This window comes from Lactobacillus sp. UMNPBX6, from assembly GCF_002553975.1.
Classification (GTDB): Bacteria; Bacillota; Bacilli; order Lactobacillales; family Lactobacillaceae; genus Lactobacillus; species Lactobacillus gallinarum.
Genome location: NZ_PCZD01000027.1, coordinates 1 through 24077 on the forward strand (window position 1 = coordinate 1; position 24077 = coordinate 24077).

The 24077-nt window shown below is 36.9% G+C and carries 29 protein-coding genes and 1 pseudogene; 29 read left to right on the forward strand and 1 reads right to left on the reverse strand.

The features are described from left to right. Positions 1-110 precede the first annotated feature (110 nt). The 29 genes from CP357_RS05740 (at position 111) to CP357_RS05880 (ending at position 23580) form a co-directional block, all read left to right on the forward strand. Positions 111-650, forward strand: a complete 540-nt coding sequence (locus CP357_RS05740) for a phage scaffolding protein (RefSeq protein WP_098036782.1) — start codon at positions 111-113, stop codon at positions 648-650. A gap of 14 nt (positions 651-664) precedes the next feature. Next, positions 665-1741, forward strand: a complete 1077-nt coding sequence (locus CP357_RS05745) for a capsid protein (protein WP_098036783.1) — start codon at positions 665-667, stop codon at positions 1739-1741. Between the two features lie 17 nt (positions 1742-1758). Beyond that, positions 1759-2130, forward strand: coding sequence for a hypothetical protein (locus CP357_RS05750; protein ID WP_098036784.1), 372 nt, complete (start codon positions 1759-1761; stop codon positions 2128-2130). Then, positions 2127-2489, forward strand: a complete 363-nt coding sequence (locus CP357_RS05755; RefSeq protein WP_098036785.1) for a hypothetical protein — start codon at positions 2127-2129, stop codon at positions 2487-2489. Before CP357_RS05750 ends, CP357_RS05755 begins: the two co-directional genes overlap by 4 nt. Before the next feature lie 241 nt (positions 2490-2730). After that, positions 2731-3132, forward strand: a complete 402-nt coding sequence (locus CP357_RS05760; RefSeq protein WP_098036786.1) for an HK97 gp10 family phage protein — start codon at positions 2731-2733, stop codon at positions 3130-3132. Then, entirely contained in the window at positions 3129-3554 is a 426-nt protein-coding gene (locus CP357_RS05765; RefSeq protein WP_098036787.1) for a DUF6838 family protein, read from the forward strand. Before CP357_RS05760 ends, CP357_RS05765 begins: the two co-directional genes overlap by 4 nt. Then, positions 3523-3711 (forward strand): hypothetical protein, encoded by a 189-nt coding sequence (locus CP357_RS05770; RefSeq protein ID WP_098036788.1) that lies wholly within the window; start codon positions 3523-3525, stop codon positions 3709-3711. Before CP357_RS05765 ends, CP357_RS05770 begins: the two co-directional genes overlap by 32 nt. A gap of 3 nt (positions 3712-3714) precedes the next feature. After that, positions 3715-5175, forward strand: coding sequence for a phage tail sheath C-terminal domain-containing protein (locus tag CP357_RS05775; protein WP_098036789.1), 1461 nt, complete (start codon positions 3715-3717; stop codon positions 5173-5175). A gap of 11 nt (positions 5176-5186) precedes the next feature. Further along, positions 5187-5663, forward strand: a complete 477-nt coding sequence (locus CP357_RS05780) for a phage tail tube protein (RefSeq protein WP_098036790.1) — start codon at positions 5187-5189, stop codon at positions 5661-5663. Positions 5664-5675: 12 nt separating this feature from the next. Further along, positions 5676-6092 (forward strand): hypothetical protein, encoded by a 417-nt coding sequence (locus CP357_RS05785; RefSeq protein ID WP_098036791.1) that lies wholly within the window; start codon positions 5676-5678, stop codon positions 6090-6092. Between the two features lie 248 nt (positions 6093-6340). After that, positions 6341-9370, forward strand: a complete 3030-nt coding sequence (locus tag CP357_RS05790; protein WP_098036792.1) for a tape measure protein — start codon at positions 6341-6343, stop codon at positions 9368-9370. A gap of 12 nt (positions 9371-9382) precedes the next feature. Beyond that, on the forward strand, positions 9383-10075 hold the full coding sequence (locus CP357_RS05795; RefSeq protein WP_233187215.1) for a hypothetical protein: 693 nt from the start codon (positions 9383-9385) through the stop codon (positions 10073-10075). Next, the gene (locus CP357_RS05800; protein WP_098036793.1) at positions 10072-11139 is read left to right on the forward strand and encodes a hypothetical protein; all 1068 of its coding nucleotides are present in this window, start codon (positions 10072-10074) and stop codon (positions 11137-11139) included. The genes CP357_RS05795 and CP357_RS05800 overlap by 4 nt, the downstream gene beginning before the upstream one ends. Beyond that, positions 11112-11513, forward strand: a complete 402-nt coding sequence (locus CP357_RS05805; protein WP_098036794.1) for a DUF2577 domain-containing protein — start codon at positions 11112-11114, stop codon at positions 11511-11513. The genes CP357_RS05800 and CP357_RS05805 overlap by 28 nt, the downstream gene beginning before the upstream one ends. 25 nt (positions 11514-11538) lie before the next feature. Further along, a complete protein-coding gene (locus CP357_RS05810; protein ID WP_098036808.1) occupies positions 11539-11952 on the forward strand; it encodes a DUF2634 domain-containing protein in 414 nt (137 codons plus the stop codon). Continuing rightward, positions 11942-13096, forward strand: a complete 1155-nt coding sequence (locus tag CP357_RS05815) for a baseplate J/gp47 family protein (RefSeq protein WP_098036795.1) — start codon at positions 11942-11944, stop codon at positions 13094-13096. Before CP357_RS05810 ends, CP357_RS05815 begins: the two co-directional genes overlap by 11 nt. Next, the gene (locus tag CP357_RS05820) at positions 13083-13757 is read left to right on the forward strand and encodes a putative phage tail protein (RefSeq protein ID WP_098036796.1); all 675 of its coding nucleotides are present in this window, start codon (positions 13083-13085) and stop codon (positions 13755-13757) included. The genes CP357_RS05815 and CP357_RS05820 overlap by 14 nt, the downstream gene beginning before the upstream one ends. Continuing rightward, positions 13754-15235, forward strand: coding sequence for a hypothetical protein (locus CP357_RS05825; protein ID WP_098036797.1), 1482 nt, complete (start codon positions 13754-13756; stop codon positions 15233-15235). Before CP357_RS05820 ends, CP357_RS05825 begins: the two co-directional genes overlap by 4 nt. Before the next feature lie 17 nt (positions 15236-15252). Beyond that, positions 15253-16122 (forward strand): hypothetical protein, encoded by an 870-nt coding sequence (locus tag CP357_RS05830; protein ID WP_098036798.1) that lies wholly within the window; start codon positions 15253-15255, stop codon positions 16120-16122. Between the two features lie 84 nt (positions 16123-16206). Continuing rightward, positions 16207-16794, forward strand: a complete 588-nt coding sequence (locus CP357_RS05835) for a hypothetical protein (RefSeq protein WP_098036799.1) — start codon at positions 16207-16209, stop codon at positions 16792-16794. Then, the gene (locus CP357_RS05840; RefSeq protein WP_098036800.1) at positions 16794-16991 is read left to right on the forward strand and encodes a hypothetical protein; all 198 of its coding nucleotides are present in this window, start codon (positions 16794-16796) and stop codon (positions 16989-16991) included. Before CP357_RS05835 ends, CP357_RS05840 begins: the two co-directional genes overlap by 1 nt. After that, positions 16945-17355, forward strand: a complete 411-nt coding sequence (locus CP357_RS10525; RefSeq protein WP_233187216.1) for a hypothetical protein — start codon at positions 16945-16947, stop codon at positions 17353-17355. Before CP357_RS05840 ends, CP357_RS10525 begins: the two co-directional genes overlap by 47 nt. Positions 17356-17372: 17 nt before the next feature. Next, positions 17373-17573 carry a hypothetical protein gene (locus tag CP357_RS05850; protein ID WP_098036801.1) on the forward strand — a complete coding sequence of 67 codons (201 nt, stop codon included), beginning with the start codon at positions 17373-17375 and terminating at the stop codon, positions 17571-17573. Further along, positions 17566-18015, forward strand: coding sequence for a hypothetical protein (locus CP357_RS05855; protein ID WP_098036802.1), 450 nt, complete (start codon positions 17566-17568; stop codon positions 18013-18015). The genes CP357_RS05850 and CP357_RS05855 overlap by 8 nt, the downstream gene beginning before the upstream one ends. Next, on the forward strand, positions 18015-19091 hold the full coding sequence (locus CP357_RS05860) for a glycoside hydrolase family 25 protein (protein WP_098036803.1): 1077 nt from the start codon (positions 18015-18017) through the stop codon (positions 19089-19091). The genes CP357_RS05855 and CP357_RS05860 overlap by 1 nt, the downstream gene beginning before the upstream one ends. 402 nt (positions 19092-19493) lie before the next feature. Continuing rightward, complete coding sequence (locus CP357_RS05865) at positions 19494-20687, forward strand: GH25 family lysozyme (RefSeq protein WP_098036804.1); 1194 nt, start codon at positions 19494-19496, stop codon at positions 20685-20687. Positions 20688-20803: 116 nt separating this feature from the next. Next, on the forward strand, positions 20804-22600 hold the full coding sequence (locus CP357_RS05870; protein WP_098036805.1) for a DUF2207 domain-containing protein: 1797 nt from the start codon (positions 20804-20806) through the stop codon (positions 22598-22600). A 71-nt stretch (positions 22601-22671) separates the two neighbouring features. After that, entirely contained in the window at positions 22672-22851 is a 180-nt protein-coding gene (locus CP357_RS05875) for a 2-hydroxymuconate tautomerase (RefSeq protein ID WP_003547962.1), read from the forward strand. A gap of 66 nt (positions 22852-22917) precedes the next feature. Beyond that, complete coding sequence (locus CP357_RS05880) at positions 22918-23580, forward strand: HI_0552 family protein (RefSeq protein ID WP_098036806.1); 663 nt, start codon at positions 22918-22920, stop codon at positions 23578-23580. 42 nt (positions 23581-23622) lie between these two features. Here the strand turns inward: CP357_RS05880 and CP357_RS05885 are convergent. Beyond that, positions 23623-24021, reverse strand: a pseudogene (locus tag CP357_RS05885) (aminotransferase class IV); the annotation flags it as partial. Positions 24022-24077 lie beyond the last annotated feature (56 nt).

Consider the following 24077-nt stretch of genomic DNA (forward strand, 5'->3'; position numbering starts at 1 on the left):
TGTTGAACGACTACTCCGTCGAGTAATCATCCAACACTAGATTAGTATGTTTTGTATGCCTTGTGAGAGGCGAACTCGTAAAAAACGTGTAAAAGGTAAGGAGAATTTATATGAAAAGAAATCAACTTAAAGATTTAGGACTTAATGAAGATCAAATCAAAGCTGTTATGGATTTGAACGGTGAAGATATTAATAATGCTAAGTCTGGTAATGATGCAATTGTTGAAGAAAACAATGCTCTGAAAGCTCAAATTGCTGAACGTGATAAAGATTTAAAGAATTTACGTAAGAATGCTAAGGATAATGAAGAGCTGTCAAACTCATACAAGGAATTAGAAACCAAGTATAAGAATGATACGGCAGATCTTACTAATAAATTAAATCAAACACGTCTTACTAGTGCTGTTGATCGTGCTTTAAGTGCAAGCAAGGTCAGAGATACTAAGGCAATCAAAGGCTTCTTGGATATGGATAAGGTTAAGCTTGATGAACAAGGCAACCTATCAGGACTAGATGAGCAAATTAAGGAAATTCACAAAACTGCACCATACATTTTTGATGAGGGCACTAAGCAGAACTATGAACCAAGTAATGGAACACCTGCTAATACTGATCTGGTTCAGTCTATGGTTGACGTTTTTAAGAAATAGAGGAGATTTATTAAATGGCAGAAGTTATTAACTATGCTGATGCATACCAAAGTGCATTGGAACAAGCTTTTTATGATGGTCACTTATACAGTGCAGATTTATGGAATTCACCATCTAACGCAATGATTAAATTTGATGGGGCAAAACATATTAAGGTACCACGTCTTTCAATTACTGCAGGGCGTAAAGACCGTCAACGTAGAACTATTACAAGCCCAGCAGTTAACTACAGCAATGATTGGGATGAATATGAATTAACCAATGAACGTTATTGGGATACTCTTGTAGATCCATTGGATGTTGATGAAACTAATATGGTGGTTTCAATTGCTAACATCACTAGACAATTTAACTTGGATTCAAAGATGCCTGAAAAGGATAGAGAAATGTTCTCCAAGTTATATCAACAAAAGGTTAAGTATGACGGTCAAGATGGGGTTCACACTGAATCAGTCGATGAAACTAATGTTCTTAAGTTATTCGATGAAATGATGAGTAACTTCGATGAAGCTCGTATTCCAGCTCAAGGCCGTATCTTGTACGTAACTCCTAAGATGAATTCAATCTTGAAGCGTGCAGATGCTATGAACCGTACAGTGGTTATTTCTGATCCTTCAGCTATTACTCGTACAGTTCACTCATTGGACGAAGTAACTATTAATGTTGTTCCATCCGATCTAATGCAAACTACTTTTGATTTCACTGTTGGTTCAAAGCTTAAGTCAGATGCTAAGCAAATTGAAATGTTCTTGATTTCTAATGGTGTTCAAATTGCACCTGAAAAATACAGCTTCGTTGGATTTGATCAACCATCTGCTTCAACTTCAGGTAACTACTTGTACTACGAACAATCATATGATGATGTTTTACTTTTAAGCACCAAGACTAAGGGTTATGAAGTTGTTGTTGGTGATGCTACTGGCACTAAAGACTTATCAGGTTCATTAAAGCTTGTTAAGAAAGCAGATCCTGCTAATGTAAAACCAACTGAAGCTAGTACTGTTGAAGAAATCAAAGCCTATTTAACTGCTCATAAGATTGACTTCTCTGGTAAGACTACTAAGAACGACTTGTTAGCTTTAGTAAAGTAGCATAAGGTGGTGATTGGATGGATAAAGAACACATTGCTGACCAAGTTGAATTGTTAATCCCTAACAATAATGAAAATCCTGATTATGATAAGATCATTGATTTTACAGTTGATAAAATCATGAATGACATTGCTAATTACTGTAATATTCCAATTGATGAACTACCTAATGAATTATCTACTGTAGTGGTTAACATGACAGTTCAAGCAATTAAGGTAAATGGATTTCTTGATGGCGAGAGTGCTGCTAACATTCAATCACTAAATGAAGGTGATGTCAGTGTTACATTTAAGCCTGTCAGTGACATTTACGTAGCTCTACAAGGTTTAAATCCCATTACGGATAATTACACTAATATCTTAAATAACTTCAGGAGGCTACCAGAATGAGCGAATTTGAGGGCTTAAAAAAGGTAGCCTCTTTGTTATGGACGGATAAAGCAAAAATCATTGGTACTAAAAAAGTAATTAAGAATCATATTACTAATAGTATTGAAACCACAATAGTAGAAAATGAACCTTGCAAAGTTATTCTTAAAGGGCAATCTGCTGGTACTCAAACTATTTTTGGCACTGATGAAGCAAACGCTAAGTTACTAATCCGTAATGGTATTGATATTCCTGCTGGGGCGGTTATTTATATTACTGATCAAAATGGTAATGCCACGAAGTACAAGCGTACTAGCAAGGGTTACACCGGGTACTATAGTCACCAAGAAGTAGCAATGATTCGAGATGAAAAAGCGTGATGTTTGTAATGATTATGTGATGTGCTTTATCCTTACTCTCTCTAAGAGTTATATATAATTCATCACACATCACACTATTAAATAAAATATGTAAATTATATTTTATTTAGGTATGTTTTATTAATAATTTTAAAACTAGCGTGATGAGTGTGATAATCCTTTAAAACGTTGATATATCAATATTTATTTACATCACAGAAGTCTCACATTCATCACATTTAATTAAAAGACGTGATTACTTATGAGTTTAGGCACTGTCGATGATGCGGAGTTTCAAGCTTGGGCTAGTCGTGTTAAAGGAAGAATAGATAGTGGCCAACTCAAAAAAGAGATTGGTCAAAGCGCTAAGCGTATTGGTGTGCAAGCCATCAGAACGCTTAAAATTAATACTCCAGTCGATACGGGTGCTTTGCGCAAAGCTTGGGCTGTTGAAGGCCCTTCTGTAAGTGGAGGTGGCTGGGTTATTAGAGTTAGCAATCCTACCGAGTATGCTTCCTATGTAGAAAGTGGCCACAGAACTCGTGGCGGCAAGAACTGGGTACCAGGTCAATTTTTTATGAGAAATTCCTTGAATGCGATACATTCTCAATTGCCTGATCTGATAACACCTGGTTTATGGGCTTTTAGGGATTTACTATCATGACAATAATTGAAAGAATAGCGGATGAATTAGCTCGTATCTCACCGAATACAACTATTTACACGGAAAATCAACCTAATGGATTTGATGAACCGTGTTTTTTTATAGGCAGAGCAGGAAATACAACTCTAAAGCCAGAACTTTTTGATTATGAAGTTAGAAAAATGCCATTTCAAGTTGTTTATTTTCCACAAGAAGAAAATGCTAATGAATCATTAGATGAGATGGAAGCACTGCTAATGGACAATCTAACGGTATTGCCTGACTTTGCTTATTTAAGAAATCGTGAATTCAATATAGATACTAATGAGCATACGTTAACGTGTGAATTCGATCTGGTTTTGCGGATGTACAAACCAGATCTTTCACCAAAGCAAAGGAGCTTAGATTTAAATGCAAGAACAAAAGGAAACAACAGGGAATAGCGCTGAAGTCAAGTACACTAAGGCTCAAATTAAGCAAGCTAATTTGTTCCCTGGTACAAACAACACGGCAATTATTAATGCTGCGTTAGAAGATAACAAAACTTATACAATTGCTGAAGCTAAGAAAGCAATTGAAGACTTTAAAGGAGGTATGTAATAAATGGCAGGTGGAACTTGGAGAATTCAAAATAAAGTAAGACCTGGTGTCTACATCAATGTTAAAGGCGATGGTAAGCCAGTATTAACCACACCTTTGGGTCGTTTATTGATGTTCCAAAATAAAGCTTTAGGTTGGGGTAAGAAAGGTATTATTGAATTAACTGCTACCAGTGATTTCACTGCTTTGACTGGCCATAAGAATACTGACAAGGTATTGGCTCCAGTTTATGAAGCTTTGAAGGATGCTGAAACAGTATTACTTTTAAATGATTTTGATGGTGGTGTTAAGGCCACAGCTAAAAAAGATGGTGTTTACACTATTAATGCTAAGTATGAAGGTGAACAAGGTAACAACATTAGTGTTAGTTTTGCTCCTGCTCCTTTAGCTGATAGTGCTAATACTCAAGACATCACTGTTACAACTTTGTTTGGTACTAAGCAAGTAGATCAAGCTAAGATCACTTTGCCGCTTGCAACCAAAAAAGCTATTACGGCAGCTGAATTAACTGACGAAAAGCAATTAGAAGTACACAATGACTATGTAGATATTACTTTTGGTACTAATCCAGCAGATGTTACTAAGGAATTAAAAGGTAATGGAGAATATCCACTTTATACTGCTATCTTTAACGGCTTAACTCAAGCTGCCGCTAATGTTTCTCTAACTGGCGGCTCAAATGGTACCAACAAGGTAGTAGATGATATGAATGATTACTTAGAAAATGAATTCTATGCTGTAGCAACTACTGCAGGTTGGGATGAATCAAGCAACATTCATAAACTTTTAGTTGAAGAAATTAAGCTTTTGCGTGAAAACGTTGGTATTAAGGTTCGCGGTGTTGTGCCTAATGCAACAGGTGTGGTTTATAACTATGAAGGTATCTCAACTGTTTTGAATGGTTACGTGCTTAACGATGGCACTGTAATTACTCCTAATATTGCTACCGCTAGATTTGCTGGTATGAGTGCTAGTGCTACACCAGATCAAGCATTAACTTACACTCAACTTGATGATGCTGCAGAAGCTAAGCCTAAGCTAAACAATGATAAGACCATTGAAGCGTTGAATGCTGGTCAAATTGTATTTACCACTAGAGCTGGTAATCGTGTGGTTATCGAACAAGACATCAATTCACTTACTAAGTTCACTAGCATTAAGCCTAAGGACTTTAGTAAGAATCGTATTATTAGAACTCTTGATGAAATCTGTACTAATACTACTCAAACGTTTGAAACTAGTTTCTTAGGTAAAGTAAGTAACAATGATTTTGGACGTGATTTATTTAAAGCTAACCGTGTGAGTTACTTATCTGGATTAGAGTCGCAAAACATGATCCGTGATTTTGACCCTAGTGATTTAAGCTTAGCTCAAGGTAATGATAAGGACGCGGTATTAATGGATTTATATGTAACGCCGGTCGATGCAATGGAAAAGCTTTACGTGAACTTAATTGTAAGATAGGAGGAAATTAGATGGCTGCAACAACTTTAGAACAAGTTCTTCATGGTAGAGATACTATTTCATCAAAAGATGCCAAAGTTACCGTTACTATTGACGGTAACGTTATCAATTTAATTGATTGTAAAGAGTTGAAGATCAATATCAAGAAAAATAAAGAAAAGGTTCAAGTGCTGGGTGACCACTGGACTAAGCATAAAACTACTTCTGTTGATGGCACTGGTACCTTAGGCCAATATGTAATTAACAGTAACTGGTTGAAATATGGTATTCCTTACACTATGAAGGAAGGGGATTTGTATTTCACAATTACTTTTACTATTGATGACCCAACTTCTCATGCTGGTAAGCAAATTATTCAACTTGATGAAGTTAACTTAGATGAAATTCCTATTGCTGACTTTAAGGCTGATGATACCGTTATGGATATTTCAGCAGATTTCACTTTTGAAGGTATTCACTTAGTTCAACCTTTTGATGGTATTCAGTAAGGAGAAAAATAAATGGCTGAAAATTTTAATGTTGAAGATTTTATTAATGTTGAAAGTCCTGTAAAGGAAGAAGAAGTAAAGATCAAACGTTTTAAAGTACCTTTTAAGATTCGTTCTTTAACCGCAAAAGAAGTAAGCGAGTTGAGAAATGATTCAAAAGAAGTCCAATTTAATAAATCAACTAGAACTTCTCAAAAGGTTTTAAACCAAGATAAGTTTGAAAATAATTTAATGGCTGCTAGTGTCGTGGTTCCTAATTTGAAGAATGAAGAACTTCAAAAGCATTATGGCACTTATGGTGATCCTGCAGGCACATTGGAAGCAATGCTCTTAGCGGGTGAATATAATGCATTAGCTGACAAAGTATTAGAGCTTTCAGGTATTGATGCTGATAATGATAATGATTTAGTTGCTGAAGCAAAAAACTAATTAACAATTCAGTTGGTGATTTTTCAATTTATAACTATGTTCTTAACAAGTATCATTGGACACCCAAACAATGGGTAGATCTAAATGAAAGAGAAAAGACACTAGTTGTTGCATCAATTGAATTAAGGCTAGAACAAGAAGAGGAAGAAAGAGAAGAAAGTAAAAGAGAGGCAAAGTCATAACACATTGAAATGATAAGTGAGAGGCTAAGCCTTTCTTTTTTTGTAGAACTAGAAAGGAGGTAATATATGCCAGAAATAAGTGCAACGATTAGAGTTGTTGATGCTTTTAGTAATCCATTAGATAAATTGGCAAATGGACTTTCAAGAGCACAATCAGGTTTTAATAGGTTAAAAGGTGCACTAGGCGGAAATATGTTTGGTGGCGCTGAAAAATCAAGCAGCGGCTTGTTCAAATCTATGGCTGGTGGCGTTGCAGTAGGCAACATGATCAGTAAAGGAATGGGATTAGCTGGATCTGGTATTAGATCAATGCTAGGAGAACTTAATGAAGCATCAACTTCGTGGCAAACGTTTGAAGGAAATATGCACCAGTTAGGTGCATCGAATACTCAAATTGCTAGAGCCAAATCAGATATGCAGAAGTTTGCTCAACAAACAATTTATAGTGCTTCCGACATGTCTAGTACTTATGCTCAGTTAGCCGCAGTCGGTACTAAAAATACTGCTCAATTAGTTAAAGGCTTTGGTGGTTTGGCTTCTGCGGCTGATAATCCACAACAAGCTATGAAAACTTTAAGTGAGCAAGCCACTCAAATGGCGGCAAAGCCTAAAGTTCAATGGCAAGACTTTAAACTTATGCTTGAGCAAACTCCAGCAGGTATTTCTGCCGTTGCTAAGACAATGGGCGAAAGTACCACAAGCCTTATTAAAGATATTCAAGACGGCAAGGTTAAGACTCAAGATTTCTTAAATGCTGTTGCTAAGACTGGTACAAACGCTAACTTTAGTAAAATGGCCACTCAATATAAAACAGTTGGGCAGGCTATGGACGGCTTAAAAGAGACATTAGCTAATAAGTTGCAACCTGCTTTTGATAAGGTCGGAAAAATTGGTATTAAAGCAGTTGAAGGCATTACAGATAAGCTTGGCAATATTAATGGTGAAAAATTAGGAGATAGTTTAGTTAATATTATTCAAAAAGCGAAAAGCGAGTTTGATGAATTTAGAGAGAATTTCTCTAACGGTTTTGCCAACTCATTTAATATAGATGGCTTTAGAAACATGATAACTGCTATAGGCAATGCTATTAACAATGTTAAAAATGCTTTTAGTGGAGTAGGTAGTTCACTTGCTAATTCATTAGGTAGTTTATCTGGTAAAGGGCTAAATGGAATTAGTTCAATAATTACTAATATTGCTAATGCAATAAGCAAAATGAGCCCTGGCCAAATAAGAGCAGTAGGTACAGCAATTGCTAGTTTCGCTGGAGCATTAACTTTATTAAAAGGAGCTAGTTCTGTAGCTGGAACAATCTCTAATATCGCATCTGGATTAAGTGCTATTAAAGGCGGCTTTGGTACAGCTTTTAGTGGGATCAAAGAATTGCCTAAGGCTTTTTCAAGTATTGGACAAGCTAAAAATGATATAGCTGGTTTCTTTGCTATTTTAAAAGATGGTGCTAATGCTGGTAGTGTAACTCACTTTGCTGATATGCTAGGTGGCTCAAAATTCGAAGCTGGTATAGGTGATATGCTGGCTAAAGTTAATGGTATTAAAACAGCTTTTGCTTCTTTAGCGCCAGCTATAGCCGGTTCTTTCTTACCAATTGCAGGAATTGTTCTAGGTATATCCACAGTTGTTGCTGGTGCAGTAATGGCATGGAAGAGCAATTTCCTAGGGTTTAGAGATACTGTTCAACAATCATTCAGCAATATTGGTCAAGTATTAGGTCAAACTTTTAGTAATCTGGGTCAAGTATTTGCACCAATAAGGCAGGCTTTTAGTCAAATTGGACAGGCTTTAGCTCCTGCATTACCTGCTATTAGACAATTTGTTACAGCACTTGGTGCCGTGGCTGGTACTGGTGCATTACTAGGTTTATCGATGATAGTAGATATTTTCAAAAACATTGTAAGTGGAGCAATGGCGGCTGGTAATGCAATTAAAGGTGTTGTTTCTGTAGCTAAGGGTTTGGGTGCTGCTTTAAGTGATATAAAGCGTGGTGACTTCTCATTTTCAGGTGTTAGAAAGAATTTCGCTGATGCTGGTAAAGCTTTTGCAGATGCAAGAAAGAACTTCCATCCGTTTGATTTTTCAACTACTGAGAAGACACTTAGCACAGCAATTAATAATGCTAAAAAGTCCTTTGGTGATAAAAAAGTAAAAATAAAAGCAGATGTTGATACCTCAGGTATTAGCAAGAAAATGAGTAGTGCTACTAAAGGCAATAATCACAAGATTAAGATTGGTGCTAAGGCAGATTTAAGTTCTGTTAATAAACAAATTAATTCTATTTCTAAGAAACAGATTTCAGCACCAAAAGTTAAAGCACCTAAAGTGCCACAACCTAAAATGCCTAAAGTCAAAACTATGCCTGCACCTAAGATTAAAACTCCTAAAATACCACAACCTAAGATGCCTAAACTTAAAACTATTCCAGCTCCTAAGGTGCGGAGACCTAACATGAGCGGTGTCGTTTCTGCTGTTCGGTCAGGTATGAGTAGAGCAGCTGCAGCCGCAAGAGCAGGTGGCGCTCAAATTAGTGCTGCAGTTCGTAGCGCGTTGAATCAAGCTGTAGCGGCCGCAAGAAGCGCCGCTGGAGCAATGCAAGCCGCTGGGGTAATGATTGGCCAAGGTTTAGCAAATGGTATTCGTTCCCAAGTTGGGGCTGTAGCCGCAGCAGCTAATGAGTTAGTAGCTCAAGCTAATAGAGCGGCAAGAGCGGCGGCACAAATCCACTCTCCATCAAGACTGTTCGCTGAAGTTGGTAGTTTTATTGGTCAAGGTATGGCTGTGGGTATGGATTCTACAAGAGGGCTTATTAGTCAAAGCAGTAGAGCAATGATCAACAGTGCTTATCCTGGTTTAAATAGTTCTATTAACAGTTCGGGTTCTTTAAGTTCAAGTTCAATTAGACCAAATAGCGCTACAAGTAGCAATTATTACACTGGTGGCACTAATAATTCTAGTGAAGTAACTATTGCTCCAGGTGCCATTGTAATTAATAGTTCTGGTAATCCTGAAGAAGATGCGGATGCCTTATTAGATAGACTTGAAGAAAAAATTATGGAACAAGCCGATAAATCATTAAGTTAGGAAGTGATTAGTATGCCTGATAGAAGTGGCCTGGAATTTTACATAAAAGATCAAACAACAGGTGAAAATTTACAAATACCGGTTAATCCTAGCGATGTTAAGCTGAAATATGAAACAGACGATCATTCTGAAACTATTGTTAACTTAGGTGAAGTAAACATTCCTGGTAAATTAAAGCTAGTAGGTATATCAATTAATTCTGTTTTTCCTACGGTTGGCGCTCACTATGTAGCGACTAAAAGCCCACATAAGCAAGCTACTTATGTTAAGAAAATCAAATCAATGCAAAGCAAGAATCATAAAGTAAGATTCGTGGTTACCAAAACAGACATTTCAATGCTGATGACTATTGCTAGTTTTGAATACGGTTTAGAAAATGGCTGGGCTGATGAATATGCCTATACTTTGGATTTAAAACAATATCGTAAATTTAGTTATGAGAAAAAGAAAAATCCAAAAAAGCGAGGTAGATCTAAGAAAGGCAAAAAAAGATCTAAACCGGCTAAAAAAGTTAACGTTGGTTCTAGTGTTACTGTTAATGGTCGGCTTCATGCTGACTCTTACGGCAAAGGAGCAGGAATGTATGAAAAGAACGCTAAGCGTGAAGTTCTATATATTGTTCCTGGTCGTAAATATCCAGTTTGTGTAGGTATAAACGGTAAAGCCCGGGGTTGGGTGAAAATGAGTGAGGTAAAAAGATCATGAGCGATTTAATTCAAATGACCTTGTATAGACGCTCCACTCACTTTACACACTCTAAGCGTCGTGTTAGTTATGATATAAGTGATTTAGTAATTGATGATTCAGTCACATTAGATAGAGATACTAATTTTTCAGCGACCGAATTTAACTTCAAAATGATTTTTGAAAAGAAACCAATTATTCCATATACAGGCGATATCATTTCTTTTAAATGGAAAAAGAAGAAAATGTTCTACGGCTATGTTTTCAAATATGGCTTTGATAAAAACCATAACATTACTGTTAAGTGCTATGCTCCTAGCCGCTACTTAAAGAATGAAGATTCAATTGTATTTAAGGCTGGTACATTAAGTGAACGATTCAGGGATGTGTGCAAACGTGCAGGAATTAAAGCTAAAGTTGTAGCTGGCGCAAGTCATAAATGCAAAGCTGAAGTTGATGATGGTAAAACATATTTTGACATGATTAAAAATGCTATTAGTGCAACTACTAAAGCAACTCATAAACATTATTTGATTTATGACAATTACGACACTGTAGAACTTAGAAAATTTCCTCACAAAAAGTTAGACATCATTATAGGAGATAAATCAGGGCTTACAGACTATGATTACTCTGTTGATATTGATAATACTTACAATGTTGTAAAGGTTGTTAAAAAGGATAGTAAGAAAAGCAAAAACTCATCTAAAACCAAGACTGGTGAAGATGACCCAAAAACAACTACTATTAAATCGAAGTCGGTTACTATGCCATCTACTAAACAATGGGGTAAGCTTCAAAAAGTAGTAAATGCCAAAAAGAAAGCTAATGATGCTCAAATGATTCAACAAGCTAAGAATGAGCTTAAGAACCGCAATATGGCTAACAAGCAATTAAAAATTACTTGTATTGGTCGAACTGATTTAGTTCCTGGCAATTATGTAACAGTAAGTATTAAAGACTACAAAAAGAAGTTTAAGGACTGTCCAATTTTGAAGGCAGTTCACCACTTTGGCCAAGATTATACAGTTGAGTTAACAATGAAGGTGGGGCAATCATGGCAGGTAAACGGCTCTATGAGTTAATGACTAAGCGCGGTGGTAAACCAAGCGATTATTCAGATGTTGTATATGGTACTGTCATTAGTGCTAAGCCTTTGAAAGTTCAATTATCCAATAATATGGTTTTGACTGATGATTTTATCGTTCTTGGCAAACATATCGGAAAATTCAAACTGCAAGGTAAAGCAATTATTAAAGGAATTGCAGATATGAATTTTGATGGTAAAGAAGGTAAAGCTACAATTACCAAAAGTGAATTGGAGTTTAAAAAGAAAAAAATGTATATTGAGTTCGACAATTCACTTGAAAAAGGTGATAAGGTCACAATGATACGTTTGGATGGTGGTCAACAGTTCTATTTATTTGAAAGGTTAGGTGAAGACGGTTTTGGATTCTGATGAAGATATTAATGTTGGTGCATTAATGGAAGATGCATATTTAGATGATGCTGATCTTGATGATGAAGAAGATGATCAAAGCCCTACCTATACTTTTAAAGTTGCTAATGGTCGAATTCGTGGCATGACTGATGAACTTGATGCAATGCAACAAGCTGTAGACAAAATTCTTAAAACGGAAAGGTTTGTTTATCAAATCTATGATGAACAGTATGGTAATGACTTGCCTGAACTGATTGGAGAATCTATTAATTATGCATTATCAGAAGCAGAGCGAATGGTAATTGAAGCTTTAGAAGCTGATGACCGAATCAACAATGTTGAAATTACTAAGTGTGAGCAATCAAGCAGTGATGCAATTACTGTAGAAGGTTTTGCTAATACTGTTTATGGTCGGGTTGGTTTTGAAAGTGAGGTGGATATAGTAGATGAATCCTAATGAATTAGCTGATGAATTAGAAGCTCAAAACTATGATTATTGGCTAAATTTAATGCTAGATAATGTGCCGAATGATATTGATAAACGTGAAGGCTCAATTATTTATGATGCTGTAGCTCCTGCAGCTATGGTAAATGCACAACAGTCTTTATCATTAGCAAATATCATACGAGAAACATATATTAAAACCGCTCAAGGGGAATTCCTAGACTATAGAGCGGTTGAACATGGCACTAGTAGATATGCAGCTACTAACACAGAAGTTAAGGCTAGATTTAATGATGACGATGGTAATCCAGCAAACGTTGAAGTAGGCGATAGGTTCGCAAGTATTGCGGAATCACCTATTTTTTATACCGTAATTAAGGCGAATGATGATGGCACTGCAGAAATGCAAGCTGAAGAAACCGGAACAAGTGCTAATAGCTATATCGGTCAAGTTCTACCAGTTACACCTAATGATAATTTAGCATGGGCTGAGATTATTGAAATTACTATTCCTGCTAGGGATGAAGAAAATGATGATCATTTAAGAGCACGACTTTTAAATTCCAATAGTTGGGTAGCCTACGGCGGTAATGTGGCCGACTATTTAGACATGACTAACAAAATTCATGATGTTGGAGCAACTCAGGTTTATCCAACGTGGGACGGGCCAGGTACGGTTAAACTAGTTATTTTGAATAATGATCTAATGCCTGCTAGTCAAACTTTAATTAAAAAGGTTAAGGAAGAAATAGATCCAGAAGATAAAGAAACTCAAGGTTATGGCTTAGCCCCAATTGATCATAGAGTAACCGTAACAACCGTTGAAGCGTTAACTGTAAATGTGCAGATTAACGCTTTATTAGATGCTCAGCATGTAACTAGCAATATTGAGCAACAAATAAAGAATGTATTATCAAAGTTTTTCACTGAATTACGGCAAAATTGGGCAACAATTAACCCCACAACTGGTAGAGGCTATACATTGACTATTTTTAGATCACGGATTTTATCTAAGATTATGCAAATAGAAGGTGTAGCAAATGCCGACTTACCAATTTTGAACGGGGAAAATAAAGATATTCCTTTAATTTTTGATAATAAAGTATCTCAATTACCTATTTTGGGGGAGGTGACAGTAATTAATGAAAACCGATGAACTTCTCAATTACATGCCTGATTACTATAACGGCGTGTATGAAATGGAGGAGTTGCTAAAAGCTCAAGGCAAAGGATTGGGTAAATTTGATGATGATCTCAATCGAACTTTATTTAATCAGTTTGTTTCTAAAGCTGATGAAAAAGGTATCTCAGTATTTGAGGATCAATACGGTATCGTGCCTGAATATGGGGATAGTTTAGAGCTAAGAAGGCAAAGAGTTCTTACTAGAACATTGACACCACAACCACTTACCATCAGACGGTTAAAGCAAATTTTTGAATCTTTGAAAATTCCGGTTGAAGTTAGTGTTGATCATTCACGACGTGTATTGAATGTTGTTTCTTGGACTGGTGAGTTAACTAAATCACAACAAAAACTGGTAATTTTTGAATTAAATACATGGTTACCGGCAAACATGGGCTATACCTACCGTTTGTGGGCTAAAACCGAAGCAGCTCACGCTTACATTGGGTCTGCTTGCGCCGTGGTTGCTCAAACTGTAGCTAAAGCAGAATGGCTAGATGATTCAACAATTGTCAAGCGATTATATCAATATGGTATTTGGGGTAAGACAAATATTGAACTGTCCGCTTATGTTGCTGCGCCGGTTACTGGAAGAGCTGTTCAAACGATTGAAGCAGAAAGGAGGAATTTATGAGTAAATACAGTAGAACAAAGTTACTACCTAAAGGATTACAAATTATTCAAGGAGTAGTACGAGGAAGAACCTTTGAAATTACATCTGCTTCTTATAGTGAAAGCAAAACTAATGAAAATGATGTAATGAATCAAGGATCAATCGTTAATCCAATTGGTCATATCCCTATTTTTGCTAAAGATGATAAATCATTAGCAGATCAAGGAATTCTAGGAATTGAGTTATCTTTTACTCAAGAAAGTACTGGATTAACTAGAGATATTAATTTACAAAGTATTCAAATCGAAGGGCGACAGAATGGCATTAATGCAAGTTATCCTATCGCTTTTTCTTTGGCTGAAGAGCCTGAAAGACTTACTTTAAGTGATCCAAGCTTTGAGTTTAGAATCATGGTTTATGTTCAAGTCGGCGATACTGATAATGTGACAATTAACATTAATCCTGATGGATTAGAATCACGCAGAGAACACCAACAAGACATAGATGAAATTATTAATGCTCTAAGTGTGGGTTATGTTCCAATAGCTCTTAAAGATTCTAAGGGAAATCAACTATTAGGGCATGATGGTAAGCAATTGTTTGCTAATAAGCCTATTGTTGATTTTGATCCAACTTTATCAGTTAGAGGTAAAGCGCCTGATTCTAAGCAGGTCGGGGATAACTTTAGAGCTCTTGAAGATGAAGTATTAGATATTGAACGTGATTTAAGAGAAACGTTCGAAACCAAGAAAAAAGTTAAAGATGTTAATAATTTAGCTTTAGCTAATGCTGACGCTAACAGAGACCAAGACAACAAGATTGCAGTATTGCAAAACAGAGCAAGTGAGCTTGAAGCAAACAGACAAACGGTTCACTTGCTTGGTCATGACTGGAAAGGTATTAGCGGTCACACAAGCGACAGCTTTAATGCTACACGCCAGTTCATCGTAAATGATGCAACGCTAACACAGGCTAATGCCTACGCTAACGCTAAGGCTACTGGCGACGCAATCAAACAGAACTATCAGCAACTTAGTCAAGCGATCGGAATTATTTATGCTTGGCTTGATAACTTAGGTAATCAGCAGGAAATTGTAGATCTTAATAACAAGGCCTTAGCACTTAATGACCAAATTATCTACAATTCCTTACGATCTCAGCGGGCATTTGTAGATTTTAATAACAAGTTATTAGCACTTAAAGATAAAAATGATGCGGCAGTCCGCACCATTCAAAGACTTAGAAATAGCGTGGAAATTACTAGTGCAGAATCTCAAAGCGACAATCTAGATGCACTGCACGAACCTGGTCGCTACTACTTAGGTAACGCAAGGGACTACAGTGATGCGGTCTTAGAAGTTGCCAGACTAGGCTACACTAATAAAGTTATGCAATATATCTATTCGGCTGGAAACAATCCAAACCGTACAGAGCGCCGAATAGGTACTAGGAACAACGGTAACTCCTATAGCTGGAGTGAGTGGAACACAGAATATTAATATAAGGAGACTAAATAATGACAGATGTAAGAATCCAAGATTTTGGCGAAAATTCAAGACCTAACGCCAATGATGAATTTATGATGATTTTTAATAATAATTCAGAGGCAAAAACTCGATTACGAGATGCTTTTTATGGCATGGTGCCAGATGGAGAATCAACCCACAACAACGTTTTTAGAGGTTGGAATTTAGGAGCGTTAAACGCTACACATATCGCTAACATCAAAAACGGTACTTTTAGAGATATGTTTATTGGTGACTATTTCTCAATCAATGGATCCAATTATGTTATTGCTGGTATCAATTACAAGCGTGGACACGGGGATAATATTGCACTCGGCAATCACTTACTTTTAATGCCTGATCATTTTTCTAAATTAGATGATGGTACTGTTTTAAGACCCAACGGTAAAGATACTCACTTTATGAACGACACAGCTACTACGGCTGGCGGTTTTGCTAACACTAAGCTATACAAGACTTATATGCCATCCATTCAACGTAAGCTAGAAGCTGATTTTGGTTCACACTTACTTAATTTTAGACAGGTGGTGTCTACTCATGTTGATGCTGATGGGGCGCCAGACCAAGGTGAGTGGCGTGATGCAAAAGTGGGGATTCCTGACGAACCTATGGTATATGGCACTACTCTTAATGGAAACAATAAGAATAATGCTTGGTATAACGTAGGTGATGACACCATGCAATTACCACTATTCCGTCTTAATCCAGAAGAAAGTAGCAACCACAGAGATGTGGCATTTTGGCTCCGTGATATCCACTCTGCTTCCGGGTTTGCGCTTGCGGACTACTTTGGCGTTGCTACCTGGGGCGGTGCTTCTTACAGTTGGTCTGGCGTTCGGGCTTTCTTCCTTATCGGTTAATCTTTAAATCTAGCACCCCTTTAGGGGTGCTTTGCCGATAGAAAGCAGATAAAGAATGAATAATTACAAAGAAAAGGAGAAATTATGAACAATCAAGAAACTAATCAAACAGAAACAGTTACTGATACAAAGCCAGCAGATAACACTCAAGATGCTACTGCAAGCACTCCATTAGCCCCTACTGTTTCAGAAAGCGTCAAGCTTGATTTATCAGCAGATCAAGCAGAAATGGTGCAAGATCTTTTAAACAACTACGTTTACGCTTACCGCTCAGACCGTGAAGTTGACTGCAAGCGTGAACTTGTGCGCAGAGATCAAGTTGGCAAATACCCATATATTGCAGAAGAACCAGATCCATCAATTATTAATCCAATTTACGATTGGGTAGGCAAGAAGTGGTACTCAAAGAATGGTGCTACTAGTCTTCCAGAAATCGCACAGGCTGTTAAGGATTTACAAAGCGATCAACAAGCTGGAACTACTCAAAATCTTGCTTTGACCAAAGCTGTAAAGGAGTTGAGCGAAGGTCAAGCAAACCAAAACAAGTTGCTCACATCAATGCAAAACTTAATGCTTCAACTTGCAAGCGGTAAGGCAACTGCATCGGCTGTGCCAACTCAACCAACTACTGATGACAAGACAACTGATAACACTAATGGAGGTAATAACTAATGACTACTAGTATTTACGATATGTTTGTTCAAATGTGGATTCTTGACTATGAGATGAAGCTTGAAGGTTTTGACAAAACTTACTTTCAAGGTTTAGTGAAGACCGGTCAACTTAAGGTAGAAGACTACAAGAAGATTGTAGGCGAAGACTATGTTGCGCCAACTGCTCAAACCACGCCATCTGCACAACAAGCTTAACCGCTGGAACTTTATTAAAACTGGCTTGTTGATCGTAGGTCTTGCTGTCAGCTTTATATTAGACCGGACTTACTTTTTTTATCCACCGACATTAGCGCCAGCCTGGAACAACATGTGGGTGGATATTATCGGCTTACTGGCAGGCGTAGATTTGATTCTGTGCGGTGTCTTAGACGTACACGTGGATTTACTGGTCAAACTTGGTCTAGGCGTTTCAGTGACGTTTCTGACCGTTTTGCTAGTTGCGGAAAGTTTCCACATTGTTGGAGCTGGATATTTCAGATTTCATCCCGCTATTATTTTTGAGATCTACGCAATCATTAACCTTATGCAGATTGCTTATGAGTATGACCCACAGGACTGAGAAAGGAGCTGATACACTTGCAAAGTCTTAAAGACGTACTTAGTGTACTAGCTCCATTCCTGTTGGGGTTGTTTACTTCATATCTAAGTGATAAGAGAAATACGAGACAAGACAGCCACAGCTTTTTAGTAGACGACTATGAGGCTGTAGCTAAAGAGAATAAGGAATTACGTAGGGAAAACGAAAAACTCAGAAAGGAGTTAAATAAGAATGAATGATTTTTGGGCTACATTTTTAGTTAAGTGCCTTGGCTTGGTGCTAGGCTTTGCTGCTACTGCAGTGCTAGGCTATCTGTCAAAGCACCACGTCAAAATTAAATTGATGGGTCAAGACATTGACGCTTCAACTGCTATCCAATCAGCAATTAAGATGGCTGTTGAGTGGGGCGTTCATAGTGCTGAAACTAACTCAAATTGGTCAGGTCAAGACAAGGAACAATACGTTGAAAACTTAGCTGTCCACTTCCTTGAAACGTTGCCTGTGCCAATTAAGGATGCTGACAGATACCGCCCTGAAATTAGAGCTTGCATTGAAGCAACTCTCGCAGGTGCTAAGTTAGCTAAGCATGAAGACAGCGCTGAACAACTGCCTGAACAAGCAAAAATCGAAGGTGACATCGAAGCTGTCACTGATGACAAGCCAGTAAAGGGTGATAAGTAATGACACTTAATATCGTTGACTTATCTAGTAACAACGGTCCTGTCAACCTTGCTACACTTAAAAAGGCAGAATGTGACGGAGTAATTATCAAAGCTACCGAATCAAACTGGTACGTCAATCAGTACTTTGCTAGTCAAGTTAAGCAAGCGGCACGTCTTGGCATGTTGATTGGTACATATCACTATAGTGACGGTGGCAGCGTCTCAGCTAACATTAATCACTACTGGGATACCGTTAAGCCTTATGCTAAGTATATTGACTGGCACATTCTAGACTATGAAGGACGTAATATCATACGTGGTGGCGTTGGTCATGCTTACCTTGCACTAAAGGCAATGAAGCGACTAACAGGCAAGACACCTATGATTTACATGGGCTTGTCGGATGAAAATTCCCATGATTGGTCAAGCGTCACTAGCTATCCGCTATGGATAGCACAATACAATGACATGTCTAATCATTACGGATTTAATCCACGTGCCATATATGGACACTTGCGTAACTGGAAGAAAATGGCAATGTTCCAATACAGTGTCACGTCTTACATTGGCGGTATTGGTCCAGTTGACGCTTCTGTTTACTACGGTAGCAAGTCAAGTTTGAACAAAGGAAGTGTAGCAATGAGTGAACACTGGAAAGCACCGGTTGAGTTTGATGACTTGGGTGCTTTTAAAGTAATGCAAAAAGAAGCTACATTTTGGAATGATGCCAACAATGATAAAAAAGTTGGCACAACTAACGCTGGCAAAATTTACCGCATTACAAAGGAAAAGAATGGCTTTTACAAGATTGCAAATCATGATATGTGGCTAGATGGTAGAACAGGAGACTTCCATGCCAATCCTGTTGCCTATAGTGACAAAATTCATGCCAAAATCGTAGTTGTAAAGCCAACGTCAGGTCATAAAGACCTAACTACTAAGGTAGTGGGCAAAACTTTCAAAGTTGGGTCAACTTGGAAGATGTTCGGCTATAAGACTTTTAAATCTGCGTCAGGTGCCGTTTGGCACTGGGCACAGGTTGGAGCAGGAAACAACAAGTACATCAACTTAGATAAGTGTCGTGTACTTGTTTAGTAATTAAGATATTGAACAAAAATAAAAAAGGAGTTGAAAAACTCCAAATATCGTAAAAAAGCCACTCTGGGATTAAGTTCCTGGGGTGGCTTTTTTTTGCGTGTAGTGATGTACAAATGATGAACAAATATGCTGTAAACATTGATATATCAACAACTTTATTGCTCACCCGGATCACTGATAAAAGCAATACTGTGTGTATTGCTTTTTTTGTGCTTAAAATAAGTTAATCACCATTTGACCACTAAAAATTGTATAATACAAATTCATGACAATAATTAAGTTATTCTTACATTGAAGCTTAATCTGTTGACTAAATTTGCTAACGATATTATTCTAAATTTGATTTCTTAAAAAATAAGTGTGAATTTATATTATTTTCGCATAACGGGGGAAAGAAGATTGACTACTACCAAAAAGATTATTATGAAACTGGCATGTGCAACAGCTCTTGGTGCGGCTGGCGTAGCAGTAACTCAAGTAAATAGACCACAAGTTACTGTTAATGCTGCAACTACTTCTGTAGCAGCTCGTGCTCTTGGGGTTGACGTTGCTAGTTACCAAAGTGCTGATTTATCAAGTCACGCTCAAGCTGGTTCACAATTTGCTATTGTTAAGGTAAGTGAAGGAACCTCTTATCGTAATCCAAAAGCATCTAACCAAATCTCAACAGCTATTTCTAATAGTATGATGCCAATGGCATATCATTTTGCTACATTTAGTTCAAATGCTAATGCAGCAGTTGCTGAAGCGAATTACGCTATTGAGGCAGCTCAAGCATTTGGTTTGCCTAAGGGTTCATACATTGCTTGTGACTATGAAACTGGTCAAGGCAATAATATTTATGGTGGTAAGACACCAACAGCTAACGCCATTATTGCATTTATGGATCAAATTAAAGCAGCCGGCTATAAGCCACTTCTCTATGCAAGTTCATCGGTCTTGAAAAACAACATTGATACTAACAGTGTAGTTGCCAAGTATCCTAATTCATTGTGGGTAGCCTCATATGCTATTTCAGGTAGAATTGATAATCCTAACTTTAATTACTTCCCATCAATGGACGGTGTATCAATTTGGCAATTTACTGATAACTGGCGTGGCTTAAACGTTGACGGTAATGTTGCAGTTCTTCCATTGTCAATTGATGGAAATGTAACTTCAAACAATGGTGCTATTTCTCAAGCTCCAAGTAAGCCTGCTACTAGTTCAAAACCAGCTGACAATGAACCAACAACTACTGGCTACATTATGAAGAAGTCATACGTTTACAATAAGAAGGGTGAACGTGTAAGTGGTTCATATGCTGCATATACCAATATTAATTATTATGGTGGAGCAACTAAGCTTGATAATGGTAAGACCGCTATTAGAGTTGGCACAGACCGTTACATTATGGCAAGCAATGTTTTAGGTAACTCTCGTGTCTTAAAGCATAATGCTTATGTTTATAAGAATAATGGTTATTCTCGTGCTAGCTGGCGTGTATTAAGAAAAGGCACTCCAATTAAGACATATGGTTCAAAATTCCACATTAATGGTAAGAGCTATTACCGTATTGGTAAAAACATGTATGTTAAGTGTGGTAACTTTTAATTAATAAAAAATAAATAGAAGCGCAAGTGAATTCGTTTATCAGAATTTGCTTGCGCTTTTTTGTGTTGGTAAGATATGATTATTTCAAATAAGTTGGAAAAGTAAGGAGGGAAATAATGAAAAAGAAACTTCTAAACTTAATAGGAATACTTAGTTTAATAAGTATTTTTGTAATTTGGACTCAACCTGTAAAGGCTGATGTTGATTATGACATTACTGATATGAATGTTACTGCTAAGGTTAATCGTGATGGTTCAGTTATGATCCATCGAAAGATATATTATGATTTTGACAGCGATGCACATGGCGTTTTTTATCGACAAAATTTAACGCAAAAACAGCAAATTAAGGATATTCAAGTAAAGGTAAATAATCAACCGGTGGTTGCTACAAATAACGAGAAAAATAATACTTATCAATTAACCAAGGAAGATAATTCCTATAGGTTTAAGGTTTTTCATCGAATTTCGGAAGATAGCCGGATTAAAGTTGAATACTCTTATAAAATTTTAAATTTAATCACTAATTATAAAGATACTGCTGAATTAAATTTTAAAATTATTGGGAATGGTTGGGATACCGACATTGATCATGCTCAAGCTACAGTTGTTTTTCCTGAACCGGTAAAAGGGCTAAAAGCATGGGCTCATGGCTCGTTAGATGGCTATACTCAAGTTTTGCCACAAAAGGGTAAAGTCATTATGAAAGCAGACGGCGTAGCAGGTGATGTTGGAATCGAAGTGCATGCGATTTTCCCTACCGCTGTCACAGCAGCAAATAAAAATTTTGTTGATCAGAATAAAAAAGCAGCGATTGAAAAGCAAGAGGCGCAACTAGCCAAAGAAGCTAATGAAAGAAGAAAAAGAAAATCATACTTTGGTTGGGGCTTAGCCTTTGTTTCTTTGATTAGTGGGTTAGCAGTTATTATCAAGGGATTCTTTGGTAAAAAATTAGGTTTTAAACCTAAAAAGGAGCGGGATCTTGCTCATAATTATGAAATTCCTAATGTGGATCCAGTAACTGCTCAGGTTTTAGATAATGCTGCCTGGCCAGATACAAAGGCATTTACAGCATATTTAATGCAACTTGCTGGTAAAAAGAAAATTAAAATTGAGGAGTTTAAGACAAAGCACTTAAAGAAGACCAATTATCGAATTTCTATTGTAGATGAAAGTATCTTAGATGATGATTTGTTATATTTTCTCTTTAAACAGGTAGGAGATGGAAAATCTTTTACAACCAAGGGATTAAGGAATTATACTTCCAGAAAATTAGGCAAAAAATTCGATAGCTGGTGCAAGAAAAGATATAAACAGACCGAAAAAGATGGATTTTTAGATCATGGATTAAAAATGGTTAGAAGTCACTATCGTAGTCTAGCTATCATAGGAATTATGATTAGTATTGCTGCCTGGGCGATTGCAATATTCCAACTTGGTTCATCTACAGCTAGTGTTGTTGGTGGTGGAATTTTACTAATTATCATTGAATTTATCGCTTTCTTTATCGGCAATAATAAGATTAGTCTGTATACAAAAAAAGGCGCGCTTGAAACTGGTCAAGTGCGTGGATTTGAAAAGATGCTAGATGACATTGGCAGATTTAAAATGAAAGATATCGGTGACCTGATTTTATGGGAAGATATTATGCCATACGCGGTTGCCTTTGGTTTGTCGAAAAAAGTTTTAAAGCAATTAAGACTTGAATTCTCTGAAGACGAATTGAATGCGACTGGCTTCATCGTTGGCAGTTCTTTCTATAGTACGGGTAGTGATGGCTTTGAAAGAAACTTTACTAGTAGTTTTTCTGAAGGTGTATCTTATGGTTCGTCGTCCTCATCTGGCGGCAGTGGCGGCTTTTCCGGTGGCTCCTCCGGCGGTGTAGGTAGCGGCAGCGGCGGAGGTGCTTTTTAATCGAAGAATTTTAGAAACAAAACGATGAAAAAACTTGTATAATTAAAGGAAAAAAGAAAGAAGGATGAATTATGCCATTTGTACACATTGAATTAATTAAAGGTCGTTCTGACGAACAAATTACTAACTTAATGAAGGATGTTACTGAAGCCGTTCATAAAAATACAGGCGCTCCTAAGGAACATATTCATGTCATTATTAATGAATTAGGTAAGCATTCATACGGTCAAGGCGGAGAATGGAGAGCCTAATAATTTGAAGATAATCTTTTGCATCGGCGAAAGATTATTTTTTCGTTTTAGGATTAGGGGATAAATATGACGCAATTAACTGATGAAATGTTTCAAATTTTTGATCAACCAGAATTTTCTTTTAAGAAGATCAAAATGCAGCACACTGAAGCAGAAGTGGCAGAATTAAAGGACAAATTTAAAGGCGTATGGCAAACTTGGAAGGCTGTTAATCAGGCTGTAGCAAAAAAATTGCCAGCGGGCGAATTTGCTAAAGTTCATGTAGAGAGCTGGACTAATGGTTGGAATTTGCGCGATCATTACTGGGCTTCATATCGTTTGCAAGACTTAGCAGATGCTAATCCTTGTATTGGCGTAATGCTGGATAAGAAACAATTGCAAGTATATTTGATGTTTCAGCATTATAAGAGTGAAAAAAGAAGAATGGCTCCTGAACAATATAATAAATTATTGGCTGACATTCCTAGTTGGAGTAAGCAAATTGATTTGCAAGACTGGTATATTTGGAATGGCGAAATGTCTTCTGAATTTGATAAGCATACAAAATTAAATGATTATTTAAAGCAAAGCGATATTCAGACACAATTTAAATCAGATCTCAAAGATGCAACGTTTTTGATAGGGAAATTTATTTTTAGAGATCAGCAACATGATGTTAATATGGAAGACTTTATTACACAGGCAATTATGGACTTGGCGCCATTGTATGAAAATTTGGATAAAAAATAAGGACTTACTTCGATAAAATATCGAGATAAATCCTTGATAAAATTAATTTAACTTAACTATCCAATTATATTTGTCTTCTAAATCGCCGACTTGGATGCCAAATAACGTATCATAAAGTTTTTGTGTAATTGGGCCTACTTTGGTTTCGTCACCGAAGGCATGCTTTTTACCTTGGTAGGTAAGTGAGCCGACTGGTGAAATAACTGCGGCCGTTCCCATTGCACCTGCTTCAACGAAGCGATCAACATCATCGATTGGAATTTTTGTTTCAATTGGATTAAGTCCAAGCTCTTCCGCAATCTTTAAAATTGAACGCTTAGTAATAGATGGCAAGATAGAATCTGATTTAGGTGTTTGGAATTGACCATCTTTAGTAATACCGAAGAAATTGGCACCACCAAATTCATCAATGTATTTGTGTTCTTTAGGATCCAAATAAAGACGTAAATTGCAATAATAAATTGAACACTTTTAATCAAGCTGCTTGATAGATTAGA